This window comes from uncultured Thiothrix sp., assembly GCF_937876535.1.
Lineage (GTDB): Bacteria > Pseudomonadota > Gammaproteobacteria > Thiotrichales > Thiotrichaceae > Thiolinea.
Genome location: NZ_CALFHZ010000021.1, coordinates 115956 through 128460, shown reverse-complemented (window position 1 = coordinate 128460; position 12505 = coordinate 115956). Strand labels below are relative to the sequence as shown.

The following is a 12505-nucleotide window of genomic DNA, read 5'->3' as shown; positions in this document are numbered from 1 at the left end:
AGTAGTGTTAAAGTAGTTTACGGGCTACTGCTACTCCTAACTCAAACAATCCTGTAGTTGCTTTAATATTACCTTTTTTCAACGCGCGAAAAGCCACAAAACCACCGACTAACCCTACGGCTAATAAAGGTAAAGGATGAGTCCGCAAGGGCGCTAAATAATCGACTGCTGCTACATTGGCTCGCAGTCGAGCTTTAGCCTGTTCTACAGATTGCGGTTTAGACGTTGTACGTACCATACCACCCCTCCAGCTAAAACCAAACCCAAAATAGCAGTCACTAATAATACGGTGGGTATACTCCAGAATTGGATTAAGAAATTATAAAAAGCAGCCATTAAGAGAATAAGGCTGCTTAAGAATAAACCTGCAGCAACGACCATCAATAAAGCAATGGTCGTTGTTTTAAGCGTTTTTTGCCGCAAGAGGCGGCCTTCCGCCTCTACTAAGTCAAATAAACTAATGATCGTTTCTGTTATTGCCTTCATAAAAGCGACCTAGTTTAAGTTAGCTGTTTTTGCCACTCAGTAAACGCGACAAGACAAAGCCAATCCCAAAAGCAATACCTAAACTAGCTAAAGGATTAGCTTTGACATAATGAGTGACTTGCTCAACTCCGTCACTGCTCGCATCTTGCACTTGTTGTGCCTTTTTCATAGCAGCATCTTTATAATCCTCCAGCTCATTGGAGATTTTACTACTTAATTTACTGGCTTTTGCTTCACCTTTTTCCTTCAAGGAGTCTAATAGCTCAGCAACTTGCGACTTCATTTTTTCAAATTCAGCTTGCACATCAAACTCAGGGTCTTGTGGTTTTGCCATAGCGAATATCCTTATTAGTTAAGCAATAAAAAAGTTCACATATCACTATTACCTTACACCAAAACAACCAATAAGCTAGAAAACCTCTGAATTAGAGGTGTAATTTTGGGATGAGCGTGGTTGTAAATCAGGCAACTCACTACTGATAGTTAGCCTTCTTACTCAAGAAAAAGTATAGATGCTCAGTTGAATTAATGCAGATTCAACATGCCACGCTCGACAATAAAATCAATAATAGTCTGTAAGCCCAGCTTCTCTTTTAAATTTGAAAATACAAACGGACGCTCACCACGCATGCGTTTACTATCCGCTTCCATCACTGCTAAAGAAGCACCTACATAGGGAGCAAGGTCGATTTTATTAATCACCAGCAAATCCGAGCGGGTAATGCCAGGGCCACCTTTGCGTGGAATTTTTTCACCTTCAGCCACATCAATCACATAAATAGTCAAATCAGCTAATTCGGGGCTGAAAGTAGCTGATAAATTATCCCCACCGCTTTCAATGAAAATCACATCGAGCTTAGGAAAACGGATCTGCAAATCCTCCACAGCAGCTAAATTCATCGAGGCATCTTCGCGAATCGCAGTATGCGGGCAACCACCCGTCTCTACCCCTACAATGCGCTCTACGGGTAAGGCCTCACTGCGCATTAAAAACTGGGCGTCTTCTTTGGTGTAAATATCATTAGTTACTACCGCAATTTCATAGTGATCGCGCATGGCTTTGCATAAAGCATCCAATAAGGCGGTTTTGCCAGAACCGACTGGCCCACCGACTCCCACACGTAAGGGATTTGACATGACTTTAAGTCCTTGAGTTAAGATCTAAATAAACGAGTGTATTGGGTTTCATGCCGACTACTGGCAAGCGCTAAAGCGGGTAAAGTTGCACCCATATCGTCATCAGCAAGATTTAGGCCTTGCTTACTAGCCGCTAACAGCAAAGCGGTCATTTGATACAAAATTTTCTGCCCTTGAGTCTGCCCCAGTGGAATAATTTTCACGGCGGATAACACTAAATTTTCTAACCAACTCCATGCATAACCATATGCAGCCTGCTCTAGCGGAACTTGCCAATAGCAACTGGCTAAGGCAAACGCAGCCACTTGGCTTTGACTCAATAACGACTTATGTTCAGCCGCTTGTGGCAGGTCTAACGCAATCAATAAATCGGTTAAAGCGCGCCCGCGATTTTTTTCCTCCAACAATAGCTCACTGGTTTCACGGCTAGCATTCGAAAATGCAATCCAAGATTCGACAGCGTCTAAATCATTCGCTTGCCAAGCTAAATACAGACGTTTTAATAACGGCAGTTCTACATGGGTGAGGCTGTTATCCAGTTGACTAGCTAGCCATGCTTGTAGTGAGTTCGCATCTTTAATCCAGCCAGTTTCCACGGCCCACTCAATTCCTTGTGAATAGGTAAATGAGCCAATCGGCAAGGTAGGGCTAATCAAATGCATGAGGCGTAAAAGCGCAAGCTGCTCAGTCATACCGGATGCGAATGGATACCATGATTATGAGAATGGCTATGCCCACTTGTTGCATAAGCACCTGCTTCTGGCTCAAAAGTCGCTTGCTCAACCACAACTTTTAGGCCAAAGCCTAACAACATATCGTCTAGCACATGATCATGTAGATAACGCAAACGACCATCGCGAATCTCTAAAGGCACATGACGATTCCCTAAGTGATAGCAGGCACGGGCGAATAGTAAACGATCAGTGCAATACAGAGTGGATACCGTTTCTAAGGCAGCTTGAATTTGGACTAAATCCCCATTCTCAGCCTTGAGTACGTCGCCATGTTGTAAGCTAGCGCCACGCACTAAAAATAAGCCGGCCTCTCCCCCTTGGTCTAAAGTCACTTTTTGACGGCTAATAATCCGCCGCTCATAGGGCAAGGTCAGAGTATGTGTCGAGACACCACTGGGAGAAGGGGTAAGAATTTCAATTAATTTCAGCATAAGCTAACCTGCAAGAATAGAGCTGCTAACTATTCAGCAGATTTCATGCCAAGCAGCTAGCCTAAAAATGACTGCCACTACGCACTTAAACGGTGAAGCTGAGATTTAATGAGGCTAAAACTGCACTTTTTCAGCGCGGCTCTCAGCGTATTTAAAGTCTATAACAGACTAGGATTGAGTTGCCAAACGGTAAAATTCAGCACGGCCGCAAAGCTCACCCACGCTAGATACGGTACTAGTAAAGCCCCCGCTAGCTTATTGATCCGCCAAAAACTAATTAGCGTAGCCAAGATTAAGAACCATAGCAGGATAATCACTGCAAACGCCAAACCACCTTGATGCCAAGTGAAAAATGCCCAACTCCACAAGGCATTCAACGCTAGCTGCATTAAATAAAGACCTAAAGCGATGCGTGCTGTGCCTAACCAGCCACGCTCACGCCAAACTAACCAAACAGCCATCGCCATTAATACATACAACACCGACCAAACCGGCCCAAACACCGAAGCAGGTGGTGCCCAGCTTGGTAAGCTCAAGCTTTGATAAAAACTAGGTGCGCTCGCTGACCCCCAAGCACCTAAACCTGCTGCTAAGAAAGTAATCAAGAACCATCCTAAAAATCCCAGCAATTGTCTGAACATTATTCGCCTCACTGATAGCTTAAAATCTTGAGTGTAGGCTATTCCGTTGCGCTTATAGTCACAGATGGGGTGACTACTAAAAGCGCATTAGGGACATAGCGGTATTCTAAGGGCGTAGTTTGCAAGGTTAACTCGCCATCCAAAGCCACATAAATACTGCGTTTGTGGTGGCTATTATTAATCATGACCTGCTCAACTAACTGGCTATCGACATTTTCTGATTTAGTTGCTGGCTCAAGACCACGGAACATGACATTAAAAATTAGTTTAGTCAGTGACCAATAAGTCGTGGTTTTGACAATCAGCATATGCAGGACATGTTGGCTATTGGCATGTACTGCCCCCAAACCTGACAAGCTTATATCCCGCTCCCGCACCCCAATAAAAATCAGCGGTGAACGAATTTTTTTACTATTCACATACAAACGTGAACTACGCAACCGCAGCAAACCTTTGAAGCCAGCCCGAATACTCGCTAAGCGATAACTCATTTTTGTTTCGTATAGCTCACGGGCACGCACAAAATGCACATAAGCACCGACTGAGCTGGTATTCAAAAACAACGCCTGATTTACATAACCTACATCCACCGCAGCCACTTGTGGACTGGCAAAAGCAAGATCAAGCGCTGTATTTAACTCGGTGGGCAGTTGCCAATTGTGCGCAAAATGATTCAACGTTCCACCCGCGACGACCACCATAGCTGTTTGTGAACCAACCAAAGCCGACGCAGCTAAAGCCAAAGTACCATCGCCCCCACAAACGAGGACACGGGGTGTACCTGCGGCTATTTCTGCTTGTAAAGCAGCCCGTAAGGTATCCGGTGTGACCTCATGAATAATTAAGCGCTCTTGTTGGCGCAATTGCTCCAATAAAGCAGGTGCACTACCTGCATGAGGATTGATAAATAAAGGTAAACGCTCTGGTAATTTTGTAAGGTCTTGGGTGTGAGTTTGCATAGATACTAAGCTCCCTCTATACCGAATTTAGCCCAGCAGTTTGCTGCCAGACTCCATCTCTGTGTTGAAACTCACGTCGCTCCGCAAGTTGAAACTCGTTACCCTGCCAAGTCATAAACTCCACGCTAAGCTGCAGGTGATCACCTTTAATCACATTAAAACTATTAGCTTGGCCTGCAACTAAACGACTAGAAAAGGCCGTACCTGCATGCACAATCAACACCCCTTGCAGAACTTGTGTATACGGTAAATGCACATGCCCACTGAGAATTAAATCCACTCCTGCAAAATGGAAAGCTTCTAGTGCATGATCACGCTGCTCAACTAGATCGCGATATTCAGATTGCTCCGGCAGCCAAAAGGGGTGATGTGCCACCACCAGCCTTAAATCCTGTTCAGACGTAGCTGCGAATTTTTCCTGTACTTGTTTGATTTGTTTTTTACTGATTTGTCCTCGCGACCAATCAAAATAAAAACCTGCGGCACGCGCAGTATTCACACCCACCACGCTATATCCGGCTTGCTTGAGTACTGGCTCAGTAGCCGGATTAATATACTTTTCCCACTTTTTCCAAGGACTCAAAAAACGCTCAGGCCAATCAGTAGCCGACATATCGTGATTACCCGGAATCGTAAAATAGGGCCATTGTAATTGTGCTAGAAACTGCTGAGCCGCTATGTATTCCTCATCCGTGGCGCGCTGGGTTAAATCCCCACTGATAATCACTAAGTCGGGCTGAATTTGTGCGGTGGTTTTAAACCAAGCGGCGATGACCTCGGCTTGCTCGCGGCCAAAATGCAGATCGGAAATATGAACAAAACTAGGCATAAACGCATGAGCTGACTAAAAATAAAGATTAGTTATAGCAGCCTTCACGCTGGAGTGCATATTGAAGTAAATTATTGGTGCTGAAGGTTGGGCTAGAATGATCTTGCAAGCAAACTAGCCAAACTCAAAGGGGTTAACTCAAATTTAAGTCATTGAAACCGCTAAATGCACTTAACAATCAATGGCTAGGATCTAGAGTTTTTAATCTTAATAAAGGCAGAAAAATCAAACCTAAAAAAACTGTATTAAAGAGCACATTAACCACCACACCTGCTGCTATTGAACCTAAACTATCAATCAAATACCAAGCAATAATAGCTAGTTTGAAAAAGCGAATAATTTGCGCATCCTGTGGATTCACTTGGCGAATAGCGGGAGCTATCACACCATAACTGATAATCGCAACGGCCATTAATAACCCAGCGCCAATCGAGGATAGCCATTGGGCGTGCAGGTTCAATGGCTCAAATAAACCTCCTAAGGAACCTGCGGATAAATTTAAGATAAAGCGAGCTGGCCCATTGATGGCTTCATAAGGTGCTAGCGCCCAAAGGAAAGCATAGCCCCCTACGCTGAAGGATACGATCTGCATTAACTTAACACGTTGTTCTAAACTCATGTTCATACTCCTTGGATTGATAATTTGAGTCTAGAAACTAGGACGCAGCAGAACAATTACCTCACAGGTAAGTGTTTAAGCTGAACTGCTATGTAATACTTCCCTCATGAAGACTTCTTTTGCCCAGCTTTTACGTCAATGGCGGCAGGCACGTCGCTACAGTCAGCTACAACTCGCCTTGGAATTAAATATTTCTAGCCGGCACTTATGCTTTATGGAAACAGGCCGCGCTCAAGCCAGTCGGGAGATGTTGCTAAAAATAGCGCGTTTTTTACTCGTGCCTAAAGCAGAAATCAATCAAGCTTTGTTAGCTGCAGGCTATGCACCCTTATATACCGATCAAGCCAACACTGCGGCTAGTTTAAAGCCCGCTTTAACAGCTATTGAGATGATGCTGAACAAGCATTTGCCCTACCCCGCCTTAGTTTTTAATCCTGATTGGGATGTAGTCAATGCGAATAGTGCAGCCCTCAGCTTATTGCAGGCATTCAACTATCAAGGTAGTAATTTTATTGAGTTACTCCTGCATGATCAGCGCCATAGCCAGCTGATTAGCAACTGGGCAGAAACTGCTGCACATACCGTACAACGCATTCACCAAGAAAGTTTAGTTAACCCAGTTTCGGTGCGTCTAAAACAACTTGAGCACGATTTAGCTGGCGCTTTGGCAACTAAAAAACCGCTGCCTACCAAAAGTGAAAACCCAGTCATTATAAGCACACAGTTACAACTGAATAATCAGGCTCTCTCTTTCTTTTCAGTACTTGCCCAACTCGGCTCAGTACAAGACTTAACAATTAGTGAATATAAAATCGAGTTGATGTTTCCTGCTGATCAAACAACTGCCGCATTTTATCAGGCTGAGCTCTAAGCTATTTTTTGCTAAAAACCACTTTCATCACAGTAATCGCCCCAGTCAAAACCACCATCACTGCATTAGCTACTATCAAAGGCAAATCACCACGTAGAATCCCATAGAGCAACCACAAAGCTAAACCAACGGTAATAATCAAATAAGTGGGCAAGGAAATCCCACTCACATCGCGGGTTTTCCAAGTGCGCCATACCTGTGGAATGAAAGAAGAAGTAGTGAAAACTGAGGCAACTAATCCAAGCAAATCGAGTGAAGTCATGCGGTTCCTTTAGAGAATAAACAGAAGATAAAAGAGCATTTTGTAAATTACATTCATCCAAGCATAGGAAGTGTGTAGTTTTAGGTCAATTTTCTTTCTTTTGAATCGATCTAGAAATTAAAGTAAAAAATTATCACCTAACTAAGACATTAGATAAAAATAATCTCTAAAATCATATCACCTACATTTAAGCTTAAATCTTAAAGACCTTATGAGCAAGCACTTAACTTTGATCATTTTTTAATATACACTACTTAAGTCAAATACCTCAAGTAAACCAACAGGTTGGTCATAAAAAGGAAAGCCTGATGCAGATGAAAACTCTAAGAACCTTCTTATCAAGAATAAATATAGGCCTTTTTATAACTATGCTTGCGATTATAATACCTAGCACAGGATTAGCTGCCACCACTCTCAGTGTAGACAAAAATCAAATTCACATTAATGAAAATGAAAACTATGCATTAATAAACTTAAAGATATTTGAAGATGGAAAGCAAGTTACCTGGAAAGCCAAAGATGCGCTTAAAGCGTCTGAAAATATAATTATCTCAAATACTGATAAGACTCAATATGGATATAAAAACAACAAAGAATTACTTTTTATTCCCTTAGGAATATCAGAAAATGACTATGAATATCAATTAATTGTTATGCCAAGCAGACAAGTATTTATTGATATAAAAAACGACTTCATAATAAAAATCCCTCTCTTATCAACTGAGGGTGTTCCTATATCGGTTGCAGTAAGCACTAGAAAAATGAATCTACCGTCTAGTGAAGAAAAAAACATAACAGCTATTTTAAGTGAAAAAGATAAAAAAGAAATTATAGATTCTGTAAAAAATGCAAGCAGTAATGAAACACTATACTCGGTTCTATTGGGTGCTATTCTAGGAGCTATGGTACCTCTTATAGTATTCGCTGTTAGAAAAAATGATTTAAAGGATACATTCTCTCAACGAATCCTAAGTACAGATAACAGGATAGCTGATGAATTTAGAAACATAAACAATATTCAATTAGATGTAGTTAGCAGAAACCTAACTATTGAACAAACAGTAAAAGAAATACATCACCTTTCTGAAGAATCAAAGAAAGATTTAAAAAGCTTAAATCAAATTAGCCTAAAAATAAACCCTGATCTTAAAAAAGAATTCCAAAAAACTTCTAATAAAATAATTGATAGAGTCAATCAATCTGAAAAGCTCTCTAGAAATCTAGAATTAAGTCTCAAAGATTTCAATAGCGAACTAGTCAAACTCGATCTAGCAATCAAAAAAGTGGAAAATGAATCGGTAAATGATCTTCTTGATCTTCAAACAGAACTATTGAATGAAACAAAAAAAATCAAAACTGATTTATTATTAAATTTAAACTCATATGGAGCTAATATGAGTCAAGTCAGTGAGTTAATGCGAACAAGGCTAGACCATCTACAATTTTACATAGACCAGAAAATATCAACTCTTAGGCCTATTGACTACGATTACTTGGATCAAAGAGCTGAGAGTATCTTTGAAGAAAAATACCGCAATAACAAAGCCAGGTAACTTATAAAAAATGAAAGCAATTTTTTACCTAAATGCAAAATGTTAAATTATTCAGCATTTAATGCTTACAACCACCTCAAAAATCCGCCCCCGCCCGAAACTCTTTCCAGCGCAAATAAGCATTCGCGCCCACTAGCATCAAAGGCTCTGGCATCAATTTAGTAGGCAGTGGCTCAGGCCGATAATCAGGTAATAAAGTCGTCGTAGCGCCGGCTGCCTGCTCAGCGGCGATAATCCCCGAAACAGTCCCTTTCACCGTACCCAGTCCATTTTGGCAGCAGGCCGAATACACACCCTCGTCTACTTCACCCAAAGCAAACACACTATTGCGACTCAGGCATAAGCGCCCGTCCCATGAGTATTCCATATCCACATCAGCAAGCATCGGAAAGCGTGCTTTAAAAGTAGTGACATGTTTGCGTGCGACTAGCTCCATACGATGTTTGGGCGAATTCATTTCGGGGTCGTAGTAAGCACAGTTACGGATGATAATGCGGTCGCCGCTTGCGCCCGAAATCCGCCTCACCGTCGTTCCCAAGGGATCAGCAGGGGTTAAACCCCAAGTCGATTCACCCCCTAGACGTTTACATTCTTCAGGAGTCAAGGCGCGAGTAATCGAGGCATAGAGCATTACATGCATCAGGCGGCGCGTGTAGTAGCCGAAGTGCTCCACTAAACCATTCACCGCAAGAATCACTTTCTTCGCATGCACCACACCTTTGGGAGTATCCGCTTGCCAGCCACCTTCAGCCCGATTTAAGGCTTTCACGGGCGACTGTTCAAATATTTGTAACCCTTGCTGCTGTAAGCCAGCCGCTAAGCTACGAATATACAAAGCGGGTTGGATCATTGCTGTGCCTGGTGTCCACAAGCCCCCTTGATAATAGCGCGTGCCAGTTAAAGCCTGCATATCATCAGCACTGAGCAAACGATAAGTTTCACCCAGCTTATCCAGATGTTGCGCATATTGGGTATTGTGATGCACACCCTTGGCCGTGGCCGCTGCATTCACTTTGCCACTTAAAGCCATGGTTTCCGCAGGCATAGCGTATTCAGAAACAGCATCTTTGGCAAAACGAATCGCAGAACGATTTAAGCTAGTCTGGCGGCGGTCTTTCTCAGCCGATTCACCCGCATAATCATCAGAAGTTAACTCATGCGGCAGATCAATCATAAAGCCTGAATTGCGCCCCGCTGGCCCTTGCGCCACTCTGCGCCCTTCTAAGACCACAATACGCGCCGTTGGCTGCAACTGCTGCAAGCGTCGCGCCGCCGACAAACCCGCAAACCCTGCACCAATCACCAAAAAATCAGCCTGCATTGTGCTGGCTAATTCAGGATAAGCTTGACGCGGGGGCAACAGCGCATCCCAAGCTGCGGTTCCCCGATCCGGTGGCATGTTGCGAATATTGGTCATTTAGTCCACCGCTTCGTCCGTCGCACGATCCGATAAATCAATCCAAATGGTTTTCAGCTCAGTGTATTGGTCATGCGCATGAATCGACTTATCGCGCCCGCCAAAACCGGACTGCTTATAGCCCCCAAACGGTGTGGTAATATCACCTTCGCCATAGCAATTGATCGTTACTGTACCTGCTCGCACCGCACGCGCCGCCCGTAATACTTTCTTGCCATTCGCGCTAAACACACTCGCTGCTAAGCCATATTGGGTGTTATTCGCCACTTCAATCGCCTCCTCGACCGAATGCACCGTAATCACCGCTAAGACGGGGCCGAACACCTCCTCTTGCCCTAAACGGCTATTGGTATCGACCTGATCAATAATGGTGGGTAAGACGTAGCAACCGTCCACCGATTTACCACCCAGCAGCACTGAACCCGAATCTAAATAACTACACACTTTACTGAAATGCTCGCCATCAATCAGTGCACCCAAATGATTAGTAGGGTCTAAAGGATCGCCGGTGCGCCAATCGCGCGCCCGTGCTAACACACGTTCCAACAAAGCGGCTTTCACGCCAGCTTGCACAATCAAACGCGAATTAGCCGAGCAGTTTTCACCCATATTCCAGAACGCGGCTTGCACCACATGCTGAGCGACTAAATCCAAATCTTCCGCATCATCCAGCACAATCGCCGGATTCTTGCCACCGCATTCGAGTACCACTTTCTTCAAATTCGAATCAGCGGAATAACGCAAAAAGCGCCGCCCCGTTTCAGTCGAGCCAGTAAAGGAGAGCATGTCTACATCCATATGTAGACCTAAAGGCTGACCAACCTCTGGCCCCATACCAGTTACGATATTCAACACACCGCGCGGCAAGCCTGCTTCAATGGCTAACTCAGCAATACGTAGCGCGGTTAAACTAGTTTGTTCGGCCGGTTTGACGATCACCGAATTACCGGCCGCGAGTGCGGGGCCAATCTTCCACGCCAACATCAAGAGCGGGAAATTCCACGGTAATACGCAAGCCACCACCCCGACCGGCTCACGCACAATCATCGCAATCGCATCATCACTACTCGGCGCAGTCTGGTCGTAAATTTTATCGATTAACTCCGCATGCCAAAGCAGGGTGTGGATGGTTTCAGGAATATCGATCAGGGCGCAATCACGAATCGGCTTGCCGGAATCGAGACTTTCCATCACCGCTAATTCATGGCAATTACGCTTAATCAGTTTGGCGAGGCGAATCAGCACTTGTTTGCGTTCGCTGGGATGCAGCTTACTCCAATGACCTTGCTCGAAGGCTTCACGCGCTTTACTCACGGCAAAATCGACATCTTCGCTTTGGCAAGCCGCAACCTTGGCCAAGACTTTGCCTGTTGCGGGATTGCGTGTTTCAAACGTCTTGCCAGATAATGCGGGTTGCGAGCGTCCATCAATAAAAGCATTGGCAGGGAAACGTAGTGACGCAGCTAGGGCTAAGTAATCTTCATGGCTGAGTAGGTCTGACATTATACGCCCTCCTTGATGTATTGCAGGGTGGTGTCCATCAGCCGGATCACCTGCTCCAATTCACGCTTGTCGTCTTTATTGAGATTTTGCAATGGCTTACGTGGCGGCCCCACCGGCAAGCCACGCATCACTAAACCGTGCTTAATACATTGAATAAACTTGCCACCTTGCTCGAGTACGCGCATCAGCGGCAGCATCGCCGACATAATGCGTCGACCCTTATTGAAGTCGCCTTCCACACGACAGGCTTGATACAAGGCAAGATGCGCTTCGGGGGCAAAGTTAGAACCTGCACATACCCAGCAAGATGCACCCCACGCAAAAAATTCCAGCGCCTGATCATCCATCCCACAACCGAGTTGCAGATGCGGATAATCGCGTGCTAGCAAGTGCAAACGGTTTATGTCGCCAGAGCTTTCTTTGATGGCGCAGAAATTGGGAGAACGCCCGACGCGATCCAAATATTCCTCGCCCATTGTCACACCCATCCGCCCCGGATAGTTGTAAAGCATAATGGGCAGATTGGCCGCTCGATCAATTGCGAGCGCATGTAAAGCATTTTCTCGATCTGTCGGCACGGCATACGGTGGAGTCGCAACCAAAAGCGCATCCGCGCCCGCTTTCGCAGCCAACTCGGCATAATGCACCGAATCTTCGGTTCGAATCGCTCCCGTACCCACAATCAGTGGCACGCGTCCATTGATGATTGACTTGAAGCACTCCAGCAGATGCACGCGCTCCTCGTGGCTTTGCGCATAATATTCGCCGGTCGTCCCAGCAAGAATCAGACCATGCACACCGCTAGCAATCAGATATTCGATCACCGACTCCAGCACCGTCTCATTGATGCTGAAATCCTCATTATACGGAGTGACGACAGGTGTATAGATACCCTCGAATTTCATCCTACTGCTCCAATCAATCGAATAATGTATACAATTTGTATACATTAAAGGATAGACGCAAGTTTGCCAAGGGGTTGGTGAAAATTCTGTTGGGAAGACTATTAAGAATGAGAAAGAATTCTGGCTTACTAAAATGCGCAGTAACGGCTAAAAACTGT

At 44.5% G+C, this 12505-nt stretch carries 16 protein-coding genes; 2 read left to right on the top strand and 14 right to left on the bottom strand.

Annotation, left to right across the window (positions count from 1 at the left end; genetic code table 11):
* Nucleotides 1-7 precede the first annotated feature (7 nt).
* The 10 genes from Q0230_RS15025 to Q0230_RS14980 form a co-directional block, all read right to left on the bottom strand.
* Nucleotides 8-238 carry a hypothetical protein gene (locus Q0230_RS15025; protein ID WP_298610997.1) on the bottom strand — a complete coding sequence of 77 codons (231 nt, stop codon included), beginning with the start codon at nt 236-238 and terminating at the stop codon, nt 8-10.
* Nucleotides 205-486: a hypothetical protein gene (locus tag Q0230_RS15020; RefSeq protein ID WP_298610996.1), complete on the bottom strand. Its 282-nt coding sequence runs from the start codon at nt 484-486 to the stop codon at nt 205-207. Before Q0230_RS15020 ends, Q0230_RS15025 begins: the two co-directional genes overlap by 34 nt.
* A 19-nt stretch (nt 487-505) precedes the next feature.
* Entirely contained in the window at nt 506-820 is a 315-nt protein-coding gene (locus Q0230_RS15015; protein WP_298610995.1) for a hypothetical protein, read from the bottom strand.
* A gap of 191 nt (nt 821-1011) precedes the next feature.
* Nucleotides 1012-1623, bottom strand: coding sequence for an urease accessory protein UreG (ureG, locus tag Q0230_RS15010; RefSeq protein WP_298610994.1), 612 nt, complete (start codon nt 1621-1623; stop codon nt 1012-1014).
* Between the two features lie 17 nt (nt 1624-1640).
* Nucleotides 1641-2315 carry an urease accessory protein UreF gene (locus tag Q0230_RS15005; RefSeq protein WP_298610993.1) on the bottom strand — a complete coding sequence of 225 codons (675 nt, stop codon included), beginning with the start codon at nt 2313-2315 and terminating at the stop codon, nt 1641-1643.
* Nucleotides 2312-2788: an urease accessory protein UreE gene (gene ureE, locus Q0230_RS15000; RefSeq protein ID WP_298610992.1), complete on the bottom strand. Its 477-nt coding sequence runs from the start codon at nt 2786-2788 to the stop codon at nt 2312-2314. The genes Q0230_RS15005 and ureE overlap by 4 nt, the downstream gene beginning before the upstream one ends.
* A 158-nt stretch (nt 2789-2946) precedes the next feature.
* On the bottom strand, nt 2947-3429 hold the full coding sequence (locus Q0230_RS14995) for a TspO/MBR family protein (RefSeq protein ID WP_298610991.1): 483 nt from the start codon (nt 3427-3429) through the stop codon (nt 2947-2949).
* 38 nt (nt 3430-3467) lie between these two features.
* A complete protein-coding gene (locus tag Q0230_RS14990; protein ID WP_298610990.1) occupies nt 3468-4388 on the bottom strand; it encodes a diacylglycerol kinase family protein in 921 nt (306 codons plus the stop codon).
* 16 nt (nt 4389-4404) lie between these two features.
* Nucleotides 4405-5217 (bottom strand): metallophosphoesterase family protein, encoded by an 813-nt coding sequence (locus Q0230_RS14985; protein WP_298610989.1) that lies wholly within the window; start codon nt 5215-5217, stop codon nt 4405-4407.
* A 178-nt stretch (nt 5218-5395) separates the two neighbouring features.
* A complete protein-coding gene (locus tag Q0230_RS14980) occupies nt 5396-5836 on the bottom strand; it encodes a hypothetical protein (RefSeq protein WP_298610988.1) in 441 nt (146 codons plus the stop codon).
* A 106-nt stretch (nt 5837-5942) separates the two neighbouring features.
* On the opposite strand from Q0230_RS14980, the gene Q0230_RS14975 reads away from it, so the two are divergent.
* A complete protein-coding gene (locus tag Q0230_RS14975; RefSeq protein WP_298610987.1) occupies nt 5943-6707 on the top strand; it encodes a helix-turn-helix domain-containing protein in 765 nt (254 codons plus the stop codon).
* Between the two features lies 1 nt (nt 6708).
* Here the strand turns inward: Q0230_RS14975 and Q0230_RS14970 are convergent, their stop codons facing one another.
* Nucleotides 6709-6969, bottom strand: a complete 261-nt coding sequence (locus Q0230_RS14970; protein ID WP_298610986.1) for a SemiSWEET transporter — start codon at nt 6967-6969, stop codon at nt 6709-6711.
* A 308-nt stretch (nt 6970-7277) separates the two neighbouring features.
* Here Q0230_RS14970 and Q0230_RS14965 point away from each other — a divergent pair, with 308 nt between their 5' ends.
* Nucleotides 7278-8522 (top strand): hypothetical protein, encoded by a 1245-nt coding sequence (locus Q0230_RS14965; protein ID WP_298610985.1) that lies wholly within the window; start codon nt 7278-7280, stop codon nt 8520-8522.
* A gap of 76 nt (nt 8523-8598) precedes the next feature.
* Here the strand turns inward: Q0230_RS14965 and Q0230_RS14960 are convergent, their stop codons facing one another.
* Genes Q0230_RS14960 through Q0230_RS14950 form a run of 3 tightly spaced genes read right to left on the bottom strand, consistent with a single transcriptional unit; the run spans nt 8599 to nt 12392 of the window.
* Nucleotides 8599-9939, bottom strand: a complete 1341-nt coding sequence (locus tag Q0230_RS14960) for an FAD-binding oxidoreductase (protein WP_298610984.1) — start codon at nt 9937-9939, stop codon at nt 8599-8601.
* A complete protein-coding gene (locus Q0230_RS14955; protein WP_298610983.1) occupies nt 9940-11442 on the bottom strand; it encodes an aldehyde dehydrogenase in 1503 nt (500 codons plus the stop codon). It abuts the gene before it with no gap.
* Complete coding sequence (locus Q0230_RS14950; RefSeq protein WP_298610982.1) at nt 11442-12392, bottom strand: dihydrodipicolinate synthase family protein; 951 nt, start codon at nt 12390-12392, stop codon at nt 11442-11444. Before Q0230_RS14950 ends, Q0230_RS14955 begins: the two co-directional genes overlap by 1 nt.
* Nucleotides 12393-12505: the final 113 nt, after the last annotated feature.